Source organism: uncultured Cohaesibacter sp. (assembly GCF_963556055.3).
Lineage (GTDB): Bacteria > Pseudomonadota > Alphaproteobacteria > Rhizobiales > Cohaesibacteraceae > Cohaesibacter.
The window spans coordinates 217,259-240,420 of sequence record NZ_CAUVYE020000013.1 but is presented as its reverse complement, the minus strand read 5'-3'; the positions used below and the strand labels follow the sequence as shown (position 1 = coordinate 240,420).

At 51.8% G+C, this 23,162-nt stretch carries 19 protein-coding genes; 11 read left to right on the top strand and 8 right to left on the bottom strand.

Features of this window, described 5'->3' with window-relative positions; all coding sequences use genetic code 11:
* The first annotated feature begins 158 nt into the window (after positions 1–158).
* From ACHZB8_RS09815 to ACHZB8_RS09790, 6 genes are all read left to right on the top strand, one after another.
* Entirely contained in the window at positions 159–1,928 is a 1,770-nt protein-coding gene (locus tag ACHZB8_RS09815) for an acetolactate synthase 3 large subunit (protein WP_316860083.1), read from the top strand.
* A 41-nt stretch (positions 1,929–1,969) separates the two neighbouring features.
* Positions 1,970–2,512: an acetolactate synthase small subunit gene (gene ilvN, locus ACHZB8_RS09810; protein ID WP_316860082.1), complete on the top strand. Its 543-nt coding sequence runs from the start codon at positions 1,970–1,972 to the stop codon at positions 2,510–2,512.
* A gap of 119 nt (positions 2,513–2,631) precedes the next feature.
* Positions 2,632–3,375 carry a pyridoxine 5'-phosphate synthase gene (locus ACHZB8_RS09805; RefSeq protein ID WP_316860081.1) on the top strand — a complete coding sequence of 248 codons (744 nt, stop codon included), beginning with the start codon at positions 2,632–2,634 and terminating at the stop codon, positions 3,373–3,375.
* Between the two features lie 162 nt (positions 3,376–3,537).
* Entirely contained in the window at positions 3,538–4,557 is a 1,020-nt protein-coding gene (gene ilvC, locus ACHZB8_RS09800; protein WP_316860080.1) for a ketol-acid reductoisomerase, read from the top strand.
* Between the two features lie 190 nt (positions 4,558–4,747).
* Complete coding sequence (locus tag ACHZB8_RS09795; protein WP_316860079.1) at positions 4,748–5,671, top strand: PhzF family phenazine biosynthesis protein; 924 nt, start codon at positions 4,748–4,750, stop codon at positions 5,669–5,671.
* A gap of 95 nt (positions 5,672–5,766) precedes the next feature.
* Positions 5,767–6,438, top strand: a complete 672-nt coding sequence (locus ACHZB8_RS09790; RefSeq protein ID WP_316860078.1) for a hypothetical protein — start codon at positions 5,767–5,769, stop codon at positions 6,436–6,438.
* 130 nt (positions 6,439–6,568) lie between these two features.
* Here the strand turns inward: ACHZB8_RS09790 and ACHZB8_RS09785 are convergent, their stop codons facing one another.
* A complete protein-coding gene (locus ACHZB8_RS09785) occupies positions 6,569–8,281 on the bottom strand; it encodes a methyl-accepting chemotaxis protein (protein WP_316860077.1) in 1,713 nt (570 codons plus the stop codon).
* Positions 8,282–8,918: 637 nt separating this feature from the next.
* On the opposite strand from ACHZB8_RS09785, the gene ACHZB8_RS09780 reads away from it, so the two are divergent.
* A complete protein-coding gene (locus tag ACHZB8_RS09780) occupies positions 8,919–10,469 on the top strand; it encodes a 2-isopropylmalate synthase (RefSeq protein ID WP_316860076.1) in 1,551 nt (516 codons plus the stop codon).
* Between the two features lie 97 nt (positions 10,470–10,566).
* On the opposite strand, the gene ACHZB8_RS09775 is transcribed toward ACHZB8_RS09780, so the two are convergent.
* Together ACHZB8_RS09775 and ACHZB8_RS09770 are read right to left on the bottom strand one after the other, a co-directional pair.
* Positions 10,567–11,013, bottom strand: coding sequence for a GIY-YIG nuclease family protein (locus ACHZB8_RS09775; protein WP_316860075.1), 447 nt, complete (start codon positions 11,011–11,013; stop codon positions 10,567–10,569).
* A gap of 100 nt (positions 11,014–11,113) precedes the next feature.
* A complete protein-coding gene (locus tag ACHZB8_RS09770) occupies positions 11,114–12,049 on the bottom strand; it encodes a DMT family transporter (protein WP_316860074.1) in 936 nt (311 codons plus the stop codon).
* 523 nt (positions 12,050–12,572) lie between these two features.
* Here ACHZB8_RS09770 and ACHZB8_RS09765 point away from each other — a divergent pair.
* The 3 genes from ACHZB8_RS09765 (at position 12,573) to ACHZB8_RS09755 (ending at position 15,672) form a co-directional block, all read left to right on the top strand.
* The gene (locus tag ACHZB8_RS09765; RefSeq protein WP_316860073.1) at positions 12,573–13,478 is read left to right on the top strand and encodes a DMT family transporter; all 906 of its coding nucleotides are present in this window, start codon (positions 12,573–12,575) and stop codon (positions 13,476–13,478) included.
* Positions 13,479–13,861: 383 nt separating this feature from the next.
* Positions 13,862–14,671, top strand: a complete 810-nt coding sequence (locus ACHZB8_RS09760; RefSeq protein WP_316860072.1) for a UDP-2,3-diacylglucosamine diphosphatase — start codon at positions 13,862–13,864, stop codon at positions 14,669–14,671.
* A complete protein-coding gene (locus ACHZB8_RS09755; RefSeq protein WP_316860071.1) occupies positions 14,668–15,672 on the top strand; it encodes a glycosyltransferase family 1 protein in 1,005 nt (334 codons plus the stop codon). Before ACHZB8_RS09760 ends, ACHZB8_RS09755 begins: the two co-directional genes overlap by 4 nt.
* Before the next feature lie 290 nt (positions 15,673–15,962).
* Here ACHZB8_RS09755 and ACHZB8_RS09750 read toward each other — a convergent pair whose 3' ends face one another.
* The 5 genes from ACHZB8_RS09750 to ACHZB8_RS09730 form a co-directional block, all read right to left on the bottom strand.
* Complete coding sequence (locus ACHZB8_RS09750) at positions 15,963–16,568, bottom strand: ABC-type transport auxiliary lipoprotein family protein (protein ID WP_316860070.1); 606 nt, start codon at positions 16,566–16,568, stop codon at positions 15,963–15,965.
* A gap of 256 nt (positions 16,569–16,824) precedes the next feature.
* Positions 16,825–18,222 (bottom strand): MlaD family protein, encoded by a 1,398-nt coding sequence (locus tag ACHZB8_RS09745; RefSeq protein ID WP_316860069.1) that lies wholly within the window; start codon positions 18,220–18,222, stop codon positions 16,825–16,827.
* A 3-nt stretch (positions 18,223–18,225) separates the two neighbouring features.
* Positions 18,226–19,056: an ATP-binding cassette domain-containing protein gene (locus ACHZB8_RS09740; RefSeq protein ID WP_316860068.1), complete on the bottom strand. Its 831-nt coding sequence runs from the start codon at positions 19,054–19,056 to the stop codon at positions 18,226–18,228.
* 10 nt (positions 19,057–19,066) lie between these two features.
* Positions 19,067–20,221: an ABC transporter permease gene (locus tag ACHZB8_RS09735; protein ID WP_316860067.1), complete on the bottom strand. Its 1,155-nt coding sequence runs from the start codon at positions 20,219–20,221 to the stop codon at positions 19,067–19,069.
* A gap of 176 nt (positions 20,222–20,397) precedes the next feature.
* Positions 20,398–21,582 (bottom strand): MFS transporter, encoded by a 1,185-nt coding sequence (locus ACHZB8_RS09730; protein WP_316860066.1) that lies wholly within the window; start codon positions 21,580–21,582, stop codon positions 20,398–20,400.
* Between the two features lie 117 nt (positions 21,583–21,699).
* On the opposite strand from ACHZB8_RS09730, the gene ACHZB8_RS09725 reads away from it, so the two are divergent.
* Positions 21,700–23,040: a protein phosphatase CheZ gene (locus tag ACHZB8_RS09725; RefSeq protein WP_316860065.1), complete on the top strand. Its 1,341-nt coding sequence runs from the start codon at positions 21,700–21,702 to the stop codon at positions 23,038–23,040.
* Positions 23,041–23,162 lie beyond the last annotated feature (122 nt).

Below are 23,162 nucleotides of genomic sequence, written 5' to 3'. Positions count from 1 at the left end.
AGACACATTTCGAACAAGGCAAGATTTTCCTTTCGTTTGGACCAATGTGGCCGACGACCGGGAGAGGAGGGCATGAATTTCTCGTACCGGGATGGTGACAAAAAAGTCAGATGGAGCATTTTGCAAGATGCAAATGCCCAGGGTTAAGGAATGGAAACATGACACGGCAGATGACGGGTGCTGAGATGGTCATCCAGGCTCTGAAGGATCAGGGTGTTGATCATATCTTTGGCTATCCTGGGGGCGCTGTCCTCCCGATCTATGATGAAATCTTTCAGCAGGAAGACATTCGTCATATCCTCGTGCGCCATGAACAAGGTGCGGGACATGCAGCAGAGGGCTATGCCCGTTCGACAGGTAAAGTCGGGGTCGTGTTGGTGACCTCCGGTCCGGGCGCGACCAATGCTGTCACTGCGCTGGCCGATGCCTTGATGGATTCCATTCCTCTGGTTTGCATTACCGGTCAGGTTCCCACTTCACTGATCGGCACTGATGCCTTTCAGGAATGTGATACCTCAGGTATCACGCGCCCTTGTACCAAGCATAATTATCTGGTTCGCTCGGTTGATGAGTTGCCCCGGATTTTGCACGAGGCCTTTCTGGTTGCCAAGTCCGGTCGTCCCGGGCCGGTGGTCGTTGATGTTCCCAAAGACGTTCAGTTTGCGACCGGCATGTATCATGGCCCGTCGAATGTGACCCACAAGACCTATCATCCTCAGGTCCGGGCGGATCTGGATGCGGTTCGGATGGCGGTTGACATGATGATCAATGCCAAGCGGCCGATCTTGTATACCGGTGGCGGCGTCATCAATTCGGGGAGCGAAGCCTGTCAGATCCTGCGCGAGCTTGTCGGATTGACCGGCTATCCCATAACCTCGACCCTGATGGGTCTGGGGGCCTATCCTGCTTCAGGCAAGGAATGGCTGGGCATGCTCGGAATGCACGGAACCTATGAAGCCAATATGGCCATGCATGAATGTGATGTCATGGTCTGCGTTGGTGCCCGGTTCGATGACCGCATTACCGGTCGTCTTGACGATTTTGCACCCAACTCCAAAAAGATCCATATCGATATCGATCCCTCGCAGATCAACAAGATCGTTCGGGTCGACCTCGGGATTGTTGGCGATGTTGGCCATGTGCTGGAAGACATGGTTCGTATCTGGCGCGCCAGTGGCAAAACAGCGGATCGCGAAGCGCTTGCCGATTGGTGGGAGCAGATTCGTATCTGGAAGAAACGCGATTGTCTGGCCTACCGACCGAATGATGACGTCATCATGCCGCAATATGCCTTGCAGCGCCTGAATGAAAAACTCAAGGGCAAGGATTATTACATCACCACCGAAGTTGGCCAGCATCAGATGTGGGCGGCCCAGTTCATGGAATTTGAAGAGCCGCATCGCTGGATGACGTCTGGCGGGCTTGGAACCATGGGATATGGATTTCCTGCCGCGCTTGGCGTCCAAACCGCCCACCCTAACAGCATCGTGGTTGATATCGCGGGCGATGGTTCCATCCAGATGAATATTCAGGAGCTGTCAACGGCGATCCAGCATAATCTGCCGGTCAAGATCATGATCCTCAACAACGAGCATCTGGGCATGGTGCGCCAGTGGCAGCAGCTCTTGCACGGCAACCGCCTGTCCAACTCCTATGTCGAGGCAATGCCGGACTTCGTGAAGCTTGCCGATGCTTATGGAGCCAAGGGAATTGTTTGCGACAAGCCCGACAAACTCGATGCCGCCATTGATGAAATGTTGGCCTATGAGGGGCCCGTCATCTTTGATTGCCGGGTAGCAAAACTGGCGAACTGCTTCCCGATGATTCCATCGGGCCGAGCCCATAACGACATGCTGTTCTCGGATGAAGCCGAGGACGACAGCAAAATTGCAAATGCCATTGACGATGCCGGAAAGAGACTTGTTTGACCGGCATTATTCAAACCATTTCCAATAGGAGGAACGGCAAGATGCAACAGGGATCTGCCTATTTCATCGAAGAAGTATCAAGTGTTCAGGAAACACATACGCTATCGATTCTCGTGGACAACGAACCGGGTGTTCTGGCACGGGTTATCGGTCTTTTCTCGGGCCGAGGCTACAATATCGACTCTCTTACGGTGTCGGAAACCTCGCATGAGGATCATATTTCCCGCATCACGATCGTAACCACGGCGACGCCGCAGGTCTTGCAGCAAATTCGTGCCCAATTGGGTCGGCTCGTTCCGGTGCACGAAGTTGCGGATCTGTCGACTTTTGACATCCCGCCTCTTGAACGAGAGTTGGCACTGATCAAAGTCGTGGGTGCTGGCGACAAGCGCGTGGAAGCTCTCAGATTGGCGGAAGCTTTCCGTGCTACGGTTATCGATGCCACAACGGATCATTTCGTTTTCGAGATCACTGGCCGCCAAACCAAGATCGAGCAATTTATCAATATCCTGCAACCGCTTGGACTGGTCGAGGTTTGCAGAACCGGTGTGGTGGCGTTGCGCCGGGGGCGTGAGAAAACCTGACAAGGGTTTGCCAAGCTGAGGGAAGGGGCCTTTTCGCCGCTTGACGAAAAGCGCTCCTTGCCGTTTGTTGCTTGATAAGAAAAGCAACAATGGGATTAGTCGAGAAGGGCTGACAGACGATGAAAACACGGTTGAGCGTCAATGTGAATGCGGTTGCGGTTTTGCGCAATAGGCGGGATCTTCCATGGCCGAGCGTCACGGGCATGGCACGCATAGCTCTGGAAGCAGGAGCAAAGGGGATTACCGTCCATCCGCGTCCTGATGAACGCCATATCAGGCGCAGGGACGTCTGGGAACTTGCAGACATGATCCGCAAGGACTTTCCCGGCAAGGAATTGTGCCTTGAGGGTTATCCTGACAACCGGTTTTTGGCCTTGTGCGAGGAATGCCGTCCCGATCAGGTTCTGTTTGTGCCTGATGATCCGACGCAGCAGACCTCGGATCATGGATGGAATTTTGAAGCCAACGGAGACATGCTGCGTGGTGTGATCGCGCTGGTCAAGCGCTCGGGCATCAAGGTGTCCCTGTTTGTTGATCCCGATCCGGCACAGCCCGCCAAGGCGGCGTCTGTTGGTGCTGATCGCATCGAGATCTATACCGGTCCCTATGGTGCCTGCCATTCTGATGAAGTGTCTGAGCGCAACAGGCTGGCAGAGCTGGTTGCAACCGCCAAGGCAGCAAAGGAAGCCGGACTTGACGTCAATGCCGGCCACGACCTTACACCTGAAAATCTGCCAGCCCTGATCAAAGAGGTTCCGTTCATTCGGGAAGTTTCCATCGGACATGGCTTCATTGCGGATGCCCTGATCCATGGCTTTGCTGAAAGTGTGCACCGCTTTCAACGTGCGATGGGAGAGCTCTAGGGCTGGATCAATCCGGAACGTATTAATGATCGTTCTTTTCATCTTAGGACTTGACCTTGCCTCTGTCTTCTTTTAGGCCGGGTTCAAATCTTTCGGTTTCGACCAATTATGAGGCTGTTCGGGAAATTTTGTGACCCGCCGGCGAGAAAAAAGGAAGAAATAATGCGCGTATATTATGATCGCGATGCAGATATCAATCTGATCAAAGGCAAAAATGTTGCCATCATCGGTTACGGCTCGCAAGGCCATGCTCATGCGCTGAACTTGCGTGATTCCGGCGTTGCCAATCTTGTAATTGGTCTGCGTGAAGGGTCTTCTTCTGCCAAGAAAGCTGAAGGCGAAGGTCTGAAAGTGATGAATGTCGCGGAGGCTTGCAAATGGGCCGACGTTGTCATGATGCTGACCCCTGATGAGTTGCAGGCAGACATCTACTATGATTGCATGCACGCGAACCTCAAGGAAAACGCCATGCTGCTTTTCGCTCATGGCCTTAACGTGCATTTCAACCTGATCGAGCCTCGTGCTGATCTGGATGTTGCCATGGTCGCTCCCAAAGGCCCTGGTCACACGGTTCGCGGCGAGTATGTTCGTGGTGCTGGCGTGCCGACCCTTATTGCTGTTGCGCAGGATTCGACCGGCAATGCCCATGATCTGGCCCTGTCCTATGCTTCCGCCAATGGTGGTGGCCGCGCTGGCGTCATCGAAACCACCTTCAAGGAAGAGTGTGAAACCGACCTGTTCGGTGAACAATCTGTTCTGTGTGGCGGCGTTGTTGAACTGATGCGCGCCGGTTTCGAAACGCTGGTTGAAGCTGGTTATGCTCCGGAAATGGCTTACTTCGAGTGCGTGCACGAAATGAAGTTGATCGTGGATCTGATTTATGAAGGCGGTATTGCCAACATGAACTACTCCATTTCCAACACCGCTGAATATGGCGAATATTGTACCGGTCCTCGCCTGATTACGCCTGAAACAAAGGCAGAAATGAAAAATGTTCTGACCGACATTCAGGACGGCACCTTCGTGCGCAACTGGATGCTGGAAAACAAGGTCAACCAGACTTCTTTCAAAGCAATCCGTGCACGCAATGATGCCCATCAGGTCGAAGAAGTGGGTGCCAAACTGCGCGAAATGATGCCATGGATCAAAGAAAAAGCCATGGTCAACAAAGACAAGAACTAAGTCTCTGTCTTTGGTGTGAGTTACAGGAATCCCGGCCCTTTGGGTCGGGATTTTCTTTAGGGATTATTTAGCTTTCAAAGCCATTTTGTCAGATTAGGGTGGTATAGACCTGTTTGGAGCTGGTTCATTCGGGTGCGATGTGACTATACTTGATGTCCATATTCTGCATTTCATGCTCAAGGGAAAAAGAATGGCAAAATCCGAGCGCAGCTATTTCATTCTGGATGTATTTACCGATGAGGCCTTTGCTGGCAACCAACTCGCGGTGCTGCCTGATGCCGATGGGCTGTCGGATGAACAAATGCAGACCATTGCGCGGGAATTCAATTTCTCCGAAACTGTTTTTGTCTGCAAGCCGGAAAATGCTGCCCATAGTGCAAGCCTTCGCATTTTTACGCCTGCTTATGAGTTGCCATTTGCCGGTCATCCGACGGTTGGCACTGCCGTTCTTCTGGGCTTCTTGCGCTTTCCCGATCTGGAAGGCAATCAGAATTGCGTAATGTTGCTTGAAGAGAAGGTGGGGCGTATTCGTGCCAAGGTGAAAATCAAGCCGAACAGAGTGGGCAAGGCTGTTTTCGAAGTGCCAAAGCTTTCAAAACCGTTCACTATCCAGCTTGGTTCAAAGGATGAAATCGCTGCGGCGCTTGGGTTGCATATCAGGGATATCGGCTTTGAAAATCATGTGCCGACCGCCTATTCGACAGGTGTTCCCTTCGTCATGGTGCCCGTGCGCAATCTGGACGCCATGCGCAGAGCGCGTCCCGTGATGGCGAGCTGGAATACGGCCTTTGGCTCTCATGAGCATAACGATGCCTATCTTTATACGCGCGAGACGCTACGCCATTCCTCCAGTTTTCACGCGCGCATGTTTGCTCCGGGTATGGGAATTGTCGAGGACCCCGCCACAGGATCGGCTGCCGCTGCCTTTGCTGGTGTGATTTGCCAGTTTGACAAACCGGGGCAGGGGAGTCACCGGTTCAGCCTGGAACAAGGCTTTGAAATGGGACGTCCCTCAATTATCGAGCTGGAAATAGAAGTGTCCGATGGACGCCTTACCAATGAATATGTTGGTGGCAGTGTTGTGCTTGTCTCTGAAGGAAAACTGTATATTTAGCACTGGTATTAGCTGGAGTTTGGTTTTATTGTTCAGCCCGAGGAACAGGCTCGGCCCTGTTCGAATTTTTCCGACCAAAGCTTCAGGCTACAGTAATGTCATTTTCCTTTCTCCACAGCGTTGAGAGTAACATCGCGCTTTTTTCCGAAGCGCTTGAGGGGACCAATCTGGTTCCCGAAGCGCATCATGTTCGAAATGATCTGCTCCAAAAGGTAACCGAACTCGGTTATATCGACGCCGATATAGGGGCCGAAATCGAACGTGCTATTCTGGAATGTGCACGAGGTGTTGACCTGTTGCTTGTCACATGTTCCACGCTTAGCCCAATAGCGGATCGCTTGATGGTGGAAGGGGCTCCGGTGATCAGGACTGACCGCCTGCTGGCAGATGCTCTTTTCAAGAATGCAATGTCCAATCCGGGACGTGTCGATATTGCCATCCTCATTACCGCGCCTTCAACAGTCGATGCAACGGCGGGCTTGTTTAAGACATGCCGTGATGTGACTGGCGCAGAATCCATTGGTGTTGAAACCATCTTGTTGCCCGATATCTGGGACATTTTCCTGTCCGGTGATCTGGAAGGCTACAAACAGGCCTGTATTACGGCGATGGATGATTTCCTTCTCAATGATAAAAAATTCACCCATGTTGGCGTTGGGCAGGTTTCGATGGCGCCATCGCTTGCCTACTGCACATCGCCAAGAGCTCAACATGTCTGGTCTGCCTTGAGTGCCACGCGTACCTATCTGTTGCATCATTACAGATAAGGCGATGCTTCGTTTCGGGCCTGACCATGTCTGATGCAGAAAAAGAAATATGGCACGGTCCGGGAAGGGCCGTGCCATTTGTTTGTTGCCGTATCCCTCATGGGGATCCTGTTGCCTGCATTCCAATCCGTCAGGCGGCTTGAATTTCCTTGAGGAAAATCTCGATGCGCGCGCGCAGCCTGTTGCCCTGCTCGGTTGCTGCATGAGACGCTTCCAGCACTTTGCTTGCCGATTGGTGCGTGTCGGAGGCGGAGCTGTTGACCGCGACCATCATTTCACTGGCACCGCTCGTCCCTTCGGAGGCCTGTTGCACATTGGCGCTGATCTCCTGAGTCGCAGCCCCCTGTTGATCGACTGCCGCGGCAATCGAATTGGTATATTCATTGACTTCACTCATGGTCTCGGAAATCTTGCCGATGGCAGACACCGCATCTTGAGACGAAGACTGAATGTTGGTGATCTGGCTGGAGATTTCTTCTGTTGCCTTGGACGTCTGGTTCGCAAGCTCCTTGACCTCGGCAGCAACCACGGCAAAGCCCTTGCCCATTTCGCCAGCGCGAGCGGCTTCGATTGTCGCATTGAGTGCCAACAGGTTGGTCTGTTCCGCAATGTCCTGAATGAGGCTGATGACGTCACCAATTTTCTGGGCTGCCATGTCGAGGCTTTCAACCTTCTCATTCGTGGCGACAGATTCCTCGGATGCGAGCGCGACAACGGTCCGGGTTTTCTCAAGCTGGGACGAGATTTCGCCGATTGAAGCGGATAGTTCTTCGGACGCGGAGGCCACGGTCTGGACGTTGCTTGCCGCTTCATTGGAAACAGAGGCCGCGTTTGATGATTGAGCCTCAGTTGACTCCGCAATCTCTGTCAGCTTTTGTGCCGTTTCAGCCATGGTGCGGGAATTGCTGTCGACGCTGTCCAGCACGATCTTGATGTCTTCATCAAATTCCCGGATGGCCTTGAGAATGCTTGTTTGTCTCGCTTCACGTTCCTCATCGGTGCGAGTCTTGTTCTGCTCAAGTTCGATGCGATGGCTGTTTTTTTCGTTCAGAACAGAAACCGCTTTTGCCATGTCACCAATTTCATCAAGACGATCCAGATATGGGATTGTCGGAGGCGATACGTCCTTGGTGATCTGGTCCAGCAGGCTTGTCATCACGGGCAGGGGTTTCATCAGGCGTGCGCCGGCAACGAAAGCAAATGCGACGATGGCCAGACCGACAAGCAGCGAAGACAGCAAGAGGCTGTAGGACACTTCTCTCAGGATCGAATCCACTCTGAATTTCTCTATCCCGACATAGAGAATGCCGATGACTGAATTGCTTTCCGAGAAGATCGGTTGATACAGCGTGTAGTAGGGAATGCCAAGAATGACAGCCTCACCAACAAAGGTCTTGCCTTGGGTGATGACCGGATAGACGGCGCCCTTCTGGCCGAGAGGTGTGCCAATGGCCCGATTTCCGTCCGGCTTTTTGATGTTGGTCGTTTTTCGCCAGAAATCGCGGGTTTCTTCATCCCATTTGAAAACGGTCGCGGTCTCACCGGTAATGCTGCCGACATTGTCAATCATGTCGTGGCTGTCAAAATCGGGAACGTCTTTCATGGTCAGACGCGTTATGTCTCCTGATGCGTTTCTTGTCACCTTGACATCAGGAATCCTTGACTCGAAGACCTGAGCAGCAACCCGAATGCTTACCGATTGTTGATGCAAGACATCGGTCTTGATCTTGTTGCTGATGGTGAACCAGGTGGCTCCGGCGAGTGAGAGCATGCAAATGACAACAGATCCAATGATAAGAAATGTCACTTTCTGCGTAAGTTTTGCTTTGTTTATCACACGCATTATGGTCGCCTTTCACGTGTTTTTTGCACTGGTCTGCATATAATTCTGACTTTTGTCGCGAGGTCATTTCTACATAGTTCAAGTAAATTCCTAAAATTCTGTTTGTTTTTATCGGTACATATGGCTTTTATTGTAGTTTTGATTAATTTTAGTCTCCCATGTGTTGATTTGTTCGTTAGTCCAATCTGTTATTATGTCATTAATACTTTCAATTTCAGATTGTTTTATTGTCGTGATTGGGTAAATTGCCACTATAGAGTTTGGTAAAATTACCTTGGGTGTTTTCTCACTTTATTCTTGTATCGGTGCCCCAGTTCCTTTACAGAGGGAGATATACATCTTGTGATGTTTGCCCATGTGTTCCTTTTGAGAGCCAAGAGAGAGACGTATGACCGCTCCTTTGAGCATAATCGGTCGGACAAAGTCGGTTGAGCCAACGGCTCCCGCTGCTCTTGCTCGTGCTTCTGAACTTCTACTCCTTATGTGCCCCTGAACATCGACAGGCGCAGGCTTCGGTTTGCGGCGGATCTTCAGGGGAGGACATCAAGTAGCAGCAGAACGAATTCCGCCGCTCGACAGCATGTTTTTATGATCAGGACCTCTTTGCTGGAGCGGCCAAAAAATCAGGACAAATTCAATGACGGACAGAATTGTAATTTTTGATACGACCTTGCGTGACGGTGAGCAGTCTCCGGGAGCTTCGATGACTTTGGAGGAGAAGCTGCAAGTTGCGCGGTTGCTGGATGAGCTGGGTGTTGATGTTATCGAGGCAGGGTTTCCTATTGCATCCAACGGCGATTTCGAAGCGGTGTCTGAAATTGCCAAGATCGTCAAGAATGCGACGGTTTGCGGATTGTCGAGGGCAAGTTCGAAAGACATTGATCGGGCAGGTGAGGCGATCAAGCACGCTGAGAACAAACGCATTCATACCTTCATCTCCACCAGTCCGGTGCATATGAAATATAAATTGCAGATGGAGCCGGACCGGGTCTATGAGAAGGTGATCGAGTCGGTTACGCGCGCACGCAACTGGACCGATGATGTGGAATGGTCTGCGGAAGATGGCACGCGCACGGAATTCGACTTTCTGTGCCGGTGCGTTGAAGCGGCCATCAATGCCGGGGCAACGACAATCAATATTCCCGATACGGTCGGTTATACCGCTCCGGATGAGATTACCGCGCTGTTTTCCCGTATCATCGAAACGGTTCCAAATTCCGACAAGGCCATTTTCTCGGCTCATTGCCACAATGATTTGGGCATGGCGGTGTCCAACTCTCTGGCTGCGGCCAAGGGTGGGGCGCGGCAGATCGAATGTACCATCAATGGTCTGGGAGAGCGGGCAGGCAATGCGGCGCTGGAAGAAATCGTCATGGCGATCCGTACCAGAAATGACATGTTCCCATATGAAACCGGCATCAATAGCAAGCTGCTGACCAGAGCATCCAAGCTGGTTTCTGCGGTTTCAGCTTTCCCCGTGCAGTATAACAAGGCGATTGTCGGCAAGAATGCCTTTGCGCATGAGTCCGGTATTCATCAGGATGGTATGCTGAAAAATGCCGAGACCTACGAGATCATGAAGCCCGAGGATGTTGGCGTCGGTGGCACAGATCTGGTGATGGGCAAGCATTCAGGCCGCCATGCTTTCAAGGAGAAGCTGGTCGAGCTGGGCTATGAGTTGGGCGAGAATGCTTTCGAAGATGCGTTCAACCGGTTTAAGGCCTTGGCTGACAAGAAGAAAAATATCTTTGACGAAGATATCGAGGCGCTGGTCGATGATGAAGTCGGAGCGGCCTCGGACAAGATCAAGGTTATTGCGATGACCGTCATTGCGGGTACAAGCGGTATTCAGAAAGCAATCGTTACGCTGGATATGGACGGTACACATGTCACCAAGGAAGCAACGGGTGATGGTCCGGTTGATGCGATTTTCAACGCGATCAAGCAGATGTTCCCGCACAAGGCACGCCTGATGCTGTATCAGGTGAGTGCCGTGACCGCAGGCACCGACGCGCAGGCCGAGGTGTCTTGCCGGTTGCGAGAAGGCGATACAACAGTGACGGGACGGGCAGCCGATACCGATACAATGGTTTCTTCGGCTCGCGCCTATGTGTCCGCTCTCAACAAGCTGGCGGTGAGACGCGAGAAGGAAGTACAGAACCCGCAGCGGAACCACGCATCGGATTGATTGCCTGAACTTCACAAATCTGAAAAGGCGGAGCAGGGTTTCCTGTTCCGCCTTTTTCATGTCCGGTTTGTCTCTGTTTCGACTTGATGGCGCTTTTTCATTTCAATCCCAAAAGGTGCGATGTGCAATCGGAGCAGTCAGAGCTGCCAAAACCGGGAACGGGATGGAAAAAATCGGGATTGTTGCTCAACAGTTTGACGAGATCGCATTCAGTGCCATCAAGCCAGCCAAATGCGGTTAGCGATGATGCTTGCGTTGTAAGCTGATCGATATGCCAGCGCAGTGTCTTCTCCTTCTTCAGATGGCGTGACAAACGCGCCTTGAGGCCTCCTGGACCATGGGCGCTCCCTGCATAGACGTAAAGGCCTGCTTTGAGCATCATGGCAGATGGGCGCTTGAGGGCTGCTGCGTGCTTCAATTCTATGGCCACGAGATATATTCCGGCGTCTTTGGGGCAGTTGTCCAACAGGCTTGCATCACCGAAAAAGCAGTGAGCGGTGAAATGGGCCAAAGCTGCGCTCAGTTTTTCGTGGTGTGACATCATTTCATTTCGGTCGCCATGATCTCATTGTCTGGATTCGGTTTGTGGCAAGAAGCAAGTGTGGTCTCGGCTTCCTGCCACAAACGGGTCTGAAAGGCAGTTTCTACTCAATGGCCAGTGCCTTGGCCTTTTCCAGTTTGGCCTCACGGCGCATGATGTAGAAAGTTGAAGCGAAAATGATCGCTGCCCCAATCCAGGTAAAGGCGTCGGGCCATTCGTTAAACATATACCAGCCTACGATTGTCGAAAGGATGAGCCTCATATAGTCGAAAGGTGCGAGGGCCGTTGTCTCGGCCCGCTTGAAGGCATGGACCATCATCCACTGGGCAAAACTGGCGATGCCGGCGGTGACGGCAATCCAGAAAAAGTCATTCCAGCTTAGCGGGATCCAGTGAAAATAGGCCAGTGGGATCATCGCGACGCCGATGATGAAAGCCTGACTGGCAACGATGAGGGTTGGCGTATCGTAGCGCAAATGAATTCGGACAATGATCTGATTGGCCGCGATCGCAGCCGCCGAAAGGAGAGACAGGGTTATATTGATGTCGATGCCGGAGCGGAGCAACTCAGCTGGCCGGGCAATGATCAGGATGCCAAGGAAGCCGACAACAAGAGCGCCAATCCGCCTCGGTCCCACTGTTTCCTTGAGGATCAGGATTGCAAAGACCGTCAGGAAAAATGTCTTTGTGAAGCTCAGTGTTGTTGCAGTTGCCAGTGGTAATTCGATGATTGCTGTCAGGCCTGCCAATATGCTGACGAACGTCAGGCATGAGCGCATGAGCAAGAGGTCTTTGCGGTTGATTTTGAGGTGGCCTTTCGTCGACTTCAAAAGGGGGGGGAACAAAAGAAGGACCATGAGCCATTGTCTGATCACGACGATTTGCGTCACGTGCAGCGTTTGCCCAAGTTCCTTTATTATCCCGCTTTGCGCCGTGAAGAAGATCATGGCGATGAACATGATCGCCACTGCCTGGATGTTGGAGGGAAGATTTTGACATACCGTAATGATTCTGCTGCTCGAAAGCGATGAAAATGCCATGCAGAGGGAAACCTTGAATATAGAGATACGCCTCGGCGCGCTGGTGACTTGCCAAGTGAATCTGGTGGATTACGCATATGTCTGAATGGTGGAGTGGGATACCAGATTTAGCATATGATCCTGAAAATGTAAATGTCATCCTGCGCTACAATGTGCCGTCGCAAGCCGGGAAGGAGCCCTTGAGAAGTCTGACAATGCTGCTTTTCATGGACGTTGAATAGGGATTTTATTGATCAGGTCAATCCAAAGTCAGAGGAAATTCAGCTTGATCTTTTTAGAAAAGCATGAAGAATTGAATTTCTCGCCCCTTTTTTTGCAATTCCTCTCAGATCCGCATTTTGACCTGTCAGTAATCGCAATGTTTAGCGGTAATAATCACAGCTATCCTGGTTTTGTCCGCCAGGGGTGCCTTTAGCCTCCGTCAATTCATTGTTTCATTGGCCGGTGGTGCTTTTTATATACGCCAGATTCAGCTTCATGCCTTCTGGTTTTGCACCTTTCTTTCTTGAGGAATTGTGACGCCATGAGTTCGATGTACGGTATTGGTCTAAAGCTCCTGTCGACGGTTTTTTTTGCGGTGATGCTTGCCATCATCAAATATACCTCGAGCGATGTACCAATCGGGGAAGTGATTTTTGCACGTTGTTTCTTTGCCCTGTTTCCTCTTGTGCTGGTTACGGCCATTCAAGGGGACTGGCGCGATTGTATCAGGACGAAAAATCCGTGGGCTCATGTTCGGCGTTCTGTGGTTGGGGCCGGTGGCATGTTCTGCTGGTTTTCCTCGGTTTCCATGTTGCCTCTGCCTGAAGCAACCGCCATTTCATTCCTGAATCCTTTGATGGTGGTTGCACTTGCTGCGATTTTCCTCAAGGAAGTCGTCCGCATCTATCGCTGGAGTGCTGTTGGTCTGGCATTTTTCGGAGTGTTGATCATTCTGTGGCCTCGTTTGTCGCAGTCATCAGGTGATGTGGGCTTGGTGGGGGCAATTCTGTGTGTGACCTCGACCTTTTTCATGGCGTCGGCTGGTATTCTCATCAGGCATATGACGAAGACAGAAAAAAACGCTGCCATTGTTTTCTATTTCTTTGTTGCGACATCGGTCTTTTCGCTGGTCAGCCTTTATTGGGGCTGGGTGCTTCCCGATCTGAAAACGTCCATTTTGCTCATTCTTGCCGGTGTCTTTGGTGGTTTGGGGCAGATAATCATGACCAAGGCGGTGAGCGTTACCGAGGTGTCTTTGCTTGCTCCGTTTGATTATGTGAACATGATCTGGAACGTCTTTATCGGTATCGTTCTGTTTTCGGAATATCCGACGAGCACAGTTCTTGTCGGTGCTTTTTTTGTGATCGGGGCGGGGCTCTTTGTTCTCTATCGCGAGCGGCAGCTTGGTTTGGCCCAGAGAGCAGAGAAACAGATCAAAAGCGTCTAGAAGGTGCCGCGTTTACAGGATTTCATTGGCTTGAGGCAATAAGCAAGGCTGCGTCTGTATTGGTTTGGACGCGTCCGGTCTCGGCCAATGACTATCGAGTCATGCTATTTCCTGTCGGACCTGTTTTTTCGTTGTTTTGAATGGCCCAGCGGGGTCTTTTGTTCTTTTGATTTTTATTGGGTCCTGTTGCTCGTATCCGAAGGATATAGAGACGGATTTGGGCCTTGATGACTTGCTGTTGTGAACAGGAACGGCGCCTGACAGAGTATTTGTGCAAATCTGCAAATCTTTTGATCTCCAATTTCTTTGATTGTCACAAAAGTGAGACAGCGCATTCTTAAAAGTGGCACAAATACTTTCAGCTAGTGAATCAGAGCGAACTCATGAAACAGTCCAGCAAAGAAGGGCTTTATAAACATCGGACACTTTTCATTTCTGATGTTCATTTAGGTAGCCGCGGTTGTCAGGCAGAGATGCTGCTTGAATTTCTAAAATATCACGATGCAGAAACCATCTATCTCGTCGGTGATATTGTTGATGGCTGGCGTTTGCAGAACCGCTGGCATTGGCCTCAGAGCCACAATGACGTCGTGCAGAAACTGCTTCGCAAGGGTCGCAAGGGTGCCAGGATCATCTATGTGCCGGGGAATCATGACGAGTTCCTGCGCAACTATTACGGTGCCCATTTCGGTGGTGTTGAGGTCATGGCACATAACATCCATGAAACGGCTGACGGGCGGCGGTTACTGGTCATTCATGGTGACCAGTATGACATGGTGGTGCGACATGCCAAATGGCTGGCTCATTTGGGTGATTGGGCCTACAGTTTTGCGCTTGGGGTCAATACGGTTCTGAATGTGGTGCGCAGACGGCTTGGCTTTAGTTATTGGTCGCTCTCAGCCTGGGCAAAGATGAAGGTCAAGAATGCTGTCAACTTCATCGGCACCTTTGAGGAAACACTGTCCAATGAAGCTAAGAAATTCAACGTGGATGGTGTGATTTGCGGGCATATCCATCATGCCGAGATGCACGACAAATTCGGTCTCTCCTACTACAATACCGGGGACTGGGTTGAGAGCTGCACCGCGATCGTGGAACATCAGGACGGAAGGTTCGAGTTGATCCAATGGAGCGATGCCTCTAAAACAGTTCCGCAAATCGATAGTACAACTTCTACCAAGGCGCTTGCATGAGTGGACTTCTAATAGTGACGGATGCGTGGCATCCACAAGTAAATGGTGTTGTTCGCTCGTTGGATCGTTTGGGGCAGGAATTGACGAAACAGGGGATTGACGTCAATTATCTAACCCCGCTGTCATTCAAGACCGTGCCTTGTCCAACCTATCCCGAGATTCGGCTTTCCTTGACCCTGACAAGGGGGGTGGCCAAGAAGATCGACGAGATCAATCCGGACTATATTCACATTTCGACAGAGGGACCTTTGGGGTTTCTGGCGCGGCGTTATTGTCTGAAACGGGGCAAAGCCTTTTCGACCTCCTATCACACACGCTTCCCTGAATATCTTGCTGCCCGCTTTCCCGTGCCCGTTTCCTGGAGCTATGCGGCCTTGCGCTGGTTCCACAATCGGGGGCGTTGCTGCATGGTGGCAACACCAAGCCTGAAACGGGATCTGGAAGCGCGTGGATTTTCCAGGCTTTGCTACTGGGGACGCGGGGTGGACCTGGGCCTCTTTCGTCCGCGCGAAAAAAAGGTGCTGGATTATCCGGGCCCCTTGCTGCTTTATGTCGGTCGCGTCGCGGTGGAGAAAAACATTCAGGCCTTTCTCGATCTCGATGTCGAGGGCACCAAAGTCGTCGTTGGTGACGGGCCGCAAAGGGGCCAGCTTGAGAAGCAATATCCGGATGTCAAGTTCCTAGGTCTGCATGAAGGGGAAGATTTGGCCGAGATTTACGCGTCTTGCGATGTCTTTGTCTTCCCATCGAAAACAGACACGTTCGGTATTGTGCTCCTGGAAGCCATGGCGTCCGGGTTGCCTGTCGCTGCCTATCCTGTCATGGGTCCGCTGGACGTGATTGGCGATAGCGGAGCTGGAGCGCTCGACGAGGATCTTTCTGTTGCTGTCAAGAAGGCCTTGACGATCGACCCGCAGGTCAGCCTCGACTACTCCAAGCAGTTCAGCTGGGAAGCATGCTCCAGACAGTTCTGGTCCAATCTCGAAAAGGATGGGGCATAAACAGAGCCGTTCGATTGTTGCGGATCTCGGGGTTTGCCGCTGCCGGCTAGGCTGGCATTTACCCGGTTCGGCAACGCTTCGTCTCAGGACAAGACAAGGTGCCAAAGGCAGGATGCTTGTTTCCGCCCCGTGTATGGTGGTCAGCAGCAAGGATCGCCGTCACGTATGCGGGTCTTCTTGATCGACTTGCCTCGGCATAGTGGATGAACAAGGAAGGACTGCGGAGGCTTCTCGCCGTCCCGTTCATCTCGCGCGGGCTCTGCTGTAAAGGATTACTTGCTTGTCGGGCGTCAGATCGTTTTGACAACCCACGCCAATATGTCGTGAAGGACGGAGTTCAATGCCACATCAAGAGCGTGAACGGCTTTTGCAGTGCTCTGAATATTGGCAGGAACGACCGCCTGAAACTGGCGAGAGGCACGCACACGTCCTGTGCGGTCATTGATCAGCTTGATGGACAGCGAAACCTTGGCAACTGTCTGATCATCATCGATCAGTTCGAAAGCCCGGATCGAAGTGGCCAGTTTATAGTCTACAGAGACACCGTCTCCCGGTTTGACAACCGAGCGGATACGATTTGAATTCTCGAAAGTCTGGATCAGCTTGTCTTGCAGAACCCTGGGAAGGCTGTCGCTCCATTGAGCATCACCAAAATAGGTGATTTCCGAGCTATTGGGCCGCACGACAATCATTTCGCTATCGAGGGATTTCAAGGCGGTAGGAACCTGAACAAGAATTTGCGCGTTGCTCCGGCCGTTTATGTCGGAGAGATCACTTGCTGCGCTCAAGTCGTAGGTGGTGAGTTCCTTGCCGCCACCTATGACCGTGCAGGATGCCAAAGCCACAGAAAGGACTAGCAATATCGTGATCTGTCTTAGCTGGCGGGAAAAAGACAAGGGTCGCACCTCGGTTCACTGCCTTAACTAGATCTCCACTGTAACGGAGACTGCCGACCTGCCAATTATTTTTTTGACGAGTCGGGCGTTTTTTCTGTCATTTTTGCCAATTTGCAACATCGGGATGTTTGTCTGGCATAATATGGGCTTCAGTAATTGTTGGTAAGGGGTTCATGTTAGGGCCGAATCCCAAACGCCTGCATTTCTAAAGACAAGTAGATCAGTATCAAAACTTTTCAGTTTTTCAAACCGGAAACTAGTATCTTTGATTGTAAGTTCGCACCTTGTTGCCACCAAAGATGACACTGGATGGATCATTCTCGAGCTTCTTCACTGTGCTTTCCAGACGATTGATTGTTCGTCTGGCGTCGGAGACCATGCTCTCGACATCTCTCAGTCCTTTGCCTGAGAAGCGGGCTAGGCCGTTGGATATCTGGTCGGCCTTCTTGTCGAATTTCTCTGCAACTTGCCGGATGGATCTCGCTGCCAGGGTGACTTCCTGAACGAGACCTTTTGTGCCTTCCTCATCTGACAGGACGCCATCGACCTTGCCAAGGATTGTGTCCACCCGTTTGGAGGCGTTGTTAAGGCGGGTTGCCAGCTCCTTGGCCTCCGTCACAATGTGGTTGAAGTCATCGGTTCGCGTCGCAAGGCTTTTCGAGAAGTCATTGATGTTGGCTGTTGCAAGCTTCGCATTGTCCAGAATTTCGTCAATGTCCTTTGAAGAATTGTCGAGTTTGGTTGCAAAAGCTTGCAGGGAGCCAACCGCTTCGCGCACGGTTTCAGGTTCGACGCTTTCGACGATTGTGTCGACTTTGGCCAGAGACTGGCTGAGGTTGCCTGAAAATTCGTTTATGCCTTTTGCGGCCATGGATGCATCATTGACGACTTCGTCAAATTTGTCCGAAGCGCTGGCAAGTCTGGTCGTAAATGTTTCGACATTTGCGACGCTGGTTTTGATGCTTTGCGGGTCAACCGCAGAAAGCAGGGACTCTGCCCGGTCGCTCAGCGTTTCCAACCGCGCGGAAAGAGAGGTCAGACCCTTGGCGGCACCAGATGCATCAGCCAGGAATGTGTCGACATTGTCGGCATTGTTTTTGAGAGAGGTCGTGAAAATCTCGATATTCTCTATCGAGTTGCCAATGCGATCATCATTCTCGTCGACAATCTTCTCGACTTTTGACAATACGCTGTCTGCTCTGGCGAGAACCTGGCGAGCGCCTTTCATCAAGTCTTCCATCGCCGAACTGCTGGCTTTCATCGTGGGGACCTCTTGTTGGTCCAGCAGATCGGGAAGGTTTGGGCTGCCTCCCTTGATCTCGACGGTTCCAACACCGGTTAGGCCCTGAAACGACAATTCAACCTTGCTGTCTTTTTTAAGTGGGATGTCGGCGTCGACCAGCAATTTCGCTTTTACAAAAAGCGGGTTGTTGGCGTCATATTCGAGATTGGTCACTTCGCCGACCTTGATGCCATTGAACAGAACCGAGCCACCCTTGATGAGGCCGGCAATCGACCCCTCGAACTGCACGACAATTTCCTTCATCGGCTTGGTTTCATCATATTTGGCCACCCAATAGATGAAGCCGAAACCGATTGCTGTGAGGATCAGTGTGAACAGGCCGATGGCCACAAAGTTGGCTTTGGTTTCCATTTGTCAGCTCTTGTCCCATTGTCTGACGGCACGTTTGCCGGTGAAATATCGTTTGATCCAGGGGTGAGAATTGCCCTGCAATTCATGCATGGAGCCCGTCGCCAAAACGCGGCGATCCGCCAAAACTGCGATTCTGTCGCACGCCTGACTGAGACTATCCAGATCATGGGTTACCATAAAGACGGTCAGACCCAAAGTGTCGCGCAAGGTTGAAATGAGGTCATCAAACTCTTCGGCGCTGATCGGATCAAGGCCTGAAGTCGGCTCGTCGAGAAACACCAGATGCGGATCGAGCGCAAGGGCTCGCGCAAGGGCTGCCCGTTTTATCATGCCCCCTGATAGCTCGGAGGGGTATTTGTGAGCAGCATCCGGATGCAGTCCGACAAGCTCGATTTTGGAGAGGGCCAATTCATTCATCAAGCGCTTGGGAAGCGAAAGATATTCCCTCATTGGCACCTGAATATTCTCAAGCACCGTCAGGGAAGAGAAAAGAGCGCCATGCTGAAACAGCACACCAAGGCGCCTTTCCACCTTCAGTCTGTCTCTGGCCGAGAGTTGTTCCATGTCGTGCCCGAAAATGACAAAACGTCCGGACCGTTTCGGAATCAGGCCCAGAATGCTTCTGAGCAATACGGACTTGCCTGTCCCGGAGGCCCCCACGATCCCGAGGATCTCTCCGGTCTGAACTTCCAGTTGCAGATTTTCGAGTATATTGTCCTCATCAAAGCCGACGGTCAGATCCATGACCTTCAGAAGTGGAGGGGGCGTATTGGTGCCGCTTTCCCTTGAGGGATGCGTCTGGACGGAGGCTTGAGGCTGGATGATATCGGTCATTGTCACCTCCTCAATATCCGACGGCTGCGAAGAAAATCGCAAAGACGCCATCGACAAGCACCATCAGAAAGATCGATTTGACAACGGCGGCCGTCGTTCTGCGTCCAAGGCTCTCAGCACTGCCGCCCACCTGGAGGCCTTCGCTGCATGAAATCAGCGCAATGATCAGGGCCATGAAGGGGGCCTTGATGATACCGACCATGAACGTATTGACCGCAACCGCTTCACGCAGCCAGTTGATGTAGGAGGCAGGAGTGATGTCGGAATAGATCCAGAGAAGCATGCTGCCGCCAGCCAACGCGGAGATATCGGCGACAATGCCGAGCAGTGGCAGCGCGATGATCAGGGCAATGACGCGCGGAGCGATGAGCACTTCTATGATATTCAATCCCATCACGCGCATGGCATCGACTTCTTCGCGCATTTTCATTGAGCCGATTTCTGCGGTAAAGGCGCTACCCGAACGCCCCGCGACCAGAATGGCTGTCAGCAGGATCCCCACCTCGCGCAAGACAAGGATACCCACCAGGTCGATAACCAGCGTGTGTGCTCCGAATTTGCGCAATTGGAATGCGCCCTGTTGAGCAACGATCGCTCCGACGAGGAAGGACATGATCGCGACGATCGGAATGGCCTTCACACCCACCTGTTCGACGTGATGGACAATCGAGGTCAGACGCAATCGGCGTGGGTGGATCAGGCTTGTAAACAGACTGGCCATGACCCCGCCCATCAAATGGGCCAGGATCTTGATGTCCGAGTAGATCTCGACCACATCTTCCCCGGTCTTCTCAAGGGCGTTTATGACTGGGGAGCTGGTGCGATTCTGCTCCGGTGGTGTGTTGTTCGTTTCTGCTACCGCTTCAAACAGGGAACGGTGATCGGGGCGAATGGGGGTTTCATCTGTCAGAGGGATGGCCAAGGCTCGCATGAGGCGGATGATGACCCAGGCACCGGATGTGTCGAGCAACGAGAGGCCCGACAGATCGAGGTACGAAGCGCCCTTGTTGCTTTCCAGAAAGGAAGTTACAAGTAAATCTGCGTCCTTGAGCGTCTCGATAGTCCAGTCGCCCGAGATCACAAGCACGCCCGGCGCAGACTCGATATCGGCCGTCAAATAGGGCGGTTGCCCATTAATCGCAATGTCTGATCCCTGTGGGGCCATGTCTCCGTCGCACCTTGAAGTCCGGGCCTGTCACATCTGTTCTGAAAAGATCAGGGGCGACGTGCAAATTAAGTTAACACACATTCATTTTTATTCTTAATACTGGCAAAAAGATAGCTTTCAAACTGTATTTTCAGCATTCGGATGTATCAATGTTTTTTCTCAAGGCTGTGTGGTTAATCAGCCTTGATGGGAGCAAGGATGAAAGACCGGGCCGTGATCAGCAGCGAAAGGGCCATTAGACTCACGATTGCCATGGACAAAAAAGCCATGCCGCTCCACTGGGCAAACAGGTATCCCGAAACTGTTGTGGCGATTGCCGATAATAACCCGGTCAGCATGGTGTAGAGGCCCTGGGCGGTGCCAGATAACGCGTCATCGACGATTTCATTGATGAAAAACATCGCGCCCAGATGCGCGCAAGCAAATGTGCCAGCATGCAGTATTTGCAAAATGAAGTAGACAAAGATCGGCAATTCAAACGGAAAGAGTGTCCAGCGCAGGCAAGCCATTATGGCTGCGACGCTCATCAGCTGTTTCCAATTGAGGAATGAGCTGATTTTTTTGGAAAATGTGAAGAGAAGCACTTCTGCCAGAACGGACACAGACCACAAAAGACCGGTGATGTTCGACGGGATGCCAATTTTCTGCCAGTAAATTGTCGCAAAGGAATAGAGCATGCTGTGGGAGGCCTGAATAAGCGACGTGGCAATAAGGACAATCCAGAAGCCGATCTGGGCGAATTGCTTCAGCTGTTGCCAATCCATTTTTGTCTGTTTGGACAAGGTGCGATTGTCGATCAGTCTGGGATCGACGGGCAGGGAAAAGGAAAACAGAATATGCAGTATGTTGCCAAGAACCATGAGCCAGATGATCTTGTCCGCGCCCAGCCATCCCAGTATGAAGCCACCAGCCAGATTGGCCAGCATGAAGGAGAATGATCCGGAACTGCGCATGCGTCCGTAGTCGAGGCCAAAACGCCGAGTTCCCGCCAGGGCAAGAGAATCGGCCACAGGAATGATTGCGCTCTGGAAAATATGGGAGATCGCCATTATCAGGGCGATCCACCACAGACTGTCATTGAGCAGGATAAGCGCAAAGGTGAGGCCATACAGCCCGCAATAGATCCGCAGGGCCAATCTGCGATTGCCCAGCTTGTCGGACAGCGCCGCCATCACCGGTGTGAACAGGACACGGGTGACCATTGGGATCGTGAGCACAAGGCCGATTGCTTCGGGACTGAAATCAAGGCTCTTCAACCAAACGGCAAAAAAGGGGATATAGATCCCGAATGGGAAGAAATAACCGGCAAAAAAACCGGACATGCGCAGCGCATATTTGCCTTGATTTGTTGCTTTCATTGTCAATTTGCCCGACAAAAAGTAAAAGTGCGTTAATAATTCATCTGTAGCATCATCGTGAGAATGCGTATATTTGCGCTGATTCGAGCCATTTTAGATAGGAATTTGGTCAGAACCATGAGCAAGCCAATGCCACCTTCGCCCCTGCGACAAGAGGACTATCTGGCAATTGAAGCCGCTGTGATGGAAACTGCGCGTGGTCGCTGGTTTCTTTCTGAATATGCTCGGCGGAACCGCAATGCGGACACAGATACCCTATTAACGGCAATTGATAAACTGGAAAAGACAATTGTCCGGGAGAGAGCACCTTCATCGCTGATGAATCAGGTTCGTATGGATCTGGCAGACATGGCGGCCGCGATTGACAAGACCAAGCGCGAAATCGCACAGATCAAGCATGAAGACAACAAGGGGTCCGAGCGGTTCGAGAGGGCCACGCTGGAGCTCGATGCTATCGTTTCACAAACGGAATCCGCAACCGGCGACATTCTGGGGTCGGCCGAGAAAATTCAGGAATATGCCTGGACGCTGCGTGAACAGGGCGTTGACGAAGAAAAATGCAACGAGCTGGACATGGAAGCGACCAATATCTATATGGCCTGCTCCTTCCAGGATTTGACCGGACAGAGAATTCGCAAGATTGTTGATGCGATGCGTTATGTCGAAACGCGTATCAACAAGATGATTGAAATCTGGGGCTTTGAATCCGATGGTGTCGAGGTGGATCATCACGATATCAAGCGGGGCGACGCTCGCCCGGATGCCCATTTGCTCAATGGTCCTGCGCTTGATGGTGAGGGGGTTGGTCAGAATGACGTTGATGTGCTGTTCGATCAGGTCGATCTGCATGAAGAAGCCGATCAGGACGATGTTGATGCTCTGTTCGACACCATTGATGTAGAGACACTCGAAGATGTGGTTGATGGGTCCGATGATGTCGATGTTGCAGACATGGACGCCGAGGCCATGGCAGAGGGCGATGTCGATTTGGCTCTCTCTTCCGAAGAGAAAGACGAGGCCGAACCCGCTGTGGACTTTGACGATATCGCCATGGATGAAAGCGATGTTGTTGCGGTTGATCCGGACTCCGAGGATGACGGCATAGAATTTGTCGACATGCGCGATCTCGATTGGGCTTCTGAAGGCGAAACCGAAGCAGAGGACTATCTGGAGACGGTTGACCCATCGCAGGATCAAGCGATTGAAACGGAAGAGGGCGAGGCTGATGTGTTTGCCGCGGCAACCGTTGATGAGGATGACGGTGAAGCCGATGGAACTGACGCAGAGGCCAAAGCAGACGAAGAGGTTTCATTCGACGTCGATGAAGACGCGTCCGATGCAGACATTTTCGATAAAATGGTGTCTGACGAGTTTTCTGCTGCAATGGCCTTTGCCGAGGAAGTCAGCGATGATGAAGAGCCGGCAGATTTGCGTGATCGCGTCGCCCAATATAGCTGAACCACGCCTTTGCCGATTGCTTTCGGACGCTTGCTGCCGAGCAGTTTGCGGCAGCCTTTGACGCAATATTGCGCTATCGAAGCGTGATGATCCGCTTTTGGCTGTCGAATAAAAAAGGGTGC

Bases quoted from the DNA above. Each gene is read 5' to 3' on its own strand.
- ACHZB8_RS09815 (WP_316860083.1), top strand. From the start codon at position 159: ATGACACGGCAGATGACGGGTGCTGAGATGGTCATCCAGGCTCTGAAG.
- ilvN (WP_316860082.1), top strand. From the start codon at position 1,970: ATGCAACAGGGATCTGCCTATTTCATCGAAGAAGTATCAAGTGTTCAG.
- ACHZB8_RS09805 (WP_316860081.1), top strand. From the start codon at position 2,632: ATGAAAACACGGTTGAGCGTCAATGTGAATGCGGTTGCGGTTTTGCGC.
- ilvC (WP_316860080.1), top strand. From the start codon at position 3,538: ATGCGCGTATATTATGATCGCGATGCAGATATCAATCTGATCAAAGGC.
- ACHZB8_RS09795 (WP_316860079.1), top strand. From the start codon at position 4,748: ATGGCAAAATCCGAGCGCAGCTATTTCATTCTGGATGTATTTACCGAT.
- ACHZB8_RS09790 (WP_316860078.1), top strand. From the start codon at position 5,767: ATGTCATTTTCCTTTCTCCACAGCGTTGAGAGTAACATCGCGCTTTTT.
- ACHZB8_RS09785 (WP_316860077.1), bottom strand. From the start codon at position 8,281: ATGCGTGTGATAAACAAAGCAAAACTTACGCAGAAAGTGACATTTCTT.
- ACHZB8_RS09780 (WP_316860076.1), top strand. From the start codon at position 8,919: ATGACGGACAGAATTGTAATTTTTGATACGACCTTGCGTGACGGTGAG.
- ACHZB8_RS09775 (WP_316860075.1), bottom strand. From the start codon at position 11,013: ATGATGTCACACCACGAAAAACTGAGCGCAGCTTTGGCCCATTTCACC.
- ACHZB8_RS09770 (WP_316860074.1), bottom strand. From the start codon at position 12,049: ATGGCATTTTCATCGCTTTCGAGCAGCAGAATCATTACGGTATGTCAA.
- ACHZB8_RS09765 (WP_316860073.1), top strand. From the start codon at position 12,573: ATGAGTTCGATGTACGGTATTGGTCTAAAGCTCCTGTCGACGGTTTTT.
- ACHZB8_RS09760 (WP_316860072.1), top strand. From the start codon at position 13,862: ATGAAACAGTCCAGCAAAGAAGGGCTTTATAAACATCGGACACTTTTC.
- ACHZB8_RS09755 (WP_316860071.1), top strand. From the start codon at position 14,668: ATGAGTGGACTTCTAATAGTGACGGATGCGTGGCATCCACAAGTAAAT.
- ACHZB8_RS09745 (WP_316860069.1), bottom strand. From the start codon at position 18,222: ATGGAAACCAAAGCCAACTTTGTGGCCATCGGCCTGTTCACACTGATC.
- ACHZB8_RS09740 (WP_316860068.1), bottom strand. From the start codon at position 19,056: ATGACCGATATCATCCAGCCTCAAGCCTCCGTCCAGACGCATCCCTCA.
- ACHZB8_RS09735 (WP_316860067.1), bottom strand. From the start codon at position 20,221: ATGGCCCCACAGGGATCAGACATTGCGATTAATGGGCAACCGCCCTAT.
- ACHZB8_RS09730 (WP_316860066.1), bottom strand. From the start codon at position 21,582: ATGAAAGCAACAAATCAAGGCAAATATGCGCTGCGCATGTCCGGTTTT.
- ACHZB8_RS09725 (WP_316860065.1), top strand. From the start codon at position 21,700: ATGAGCAAGCCAATGCCACCTTCGCCCCTGCGACAAGAGGACTATCTG.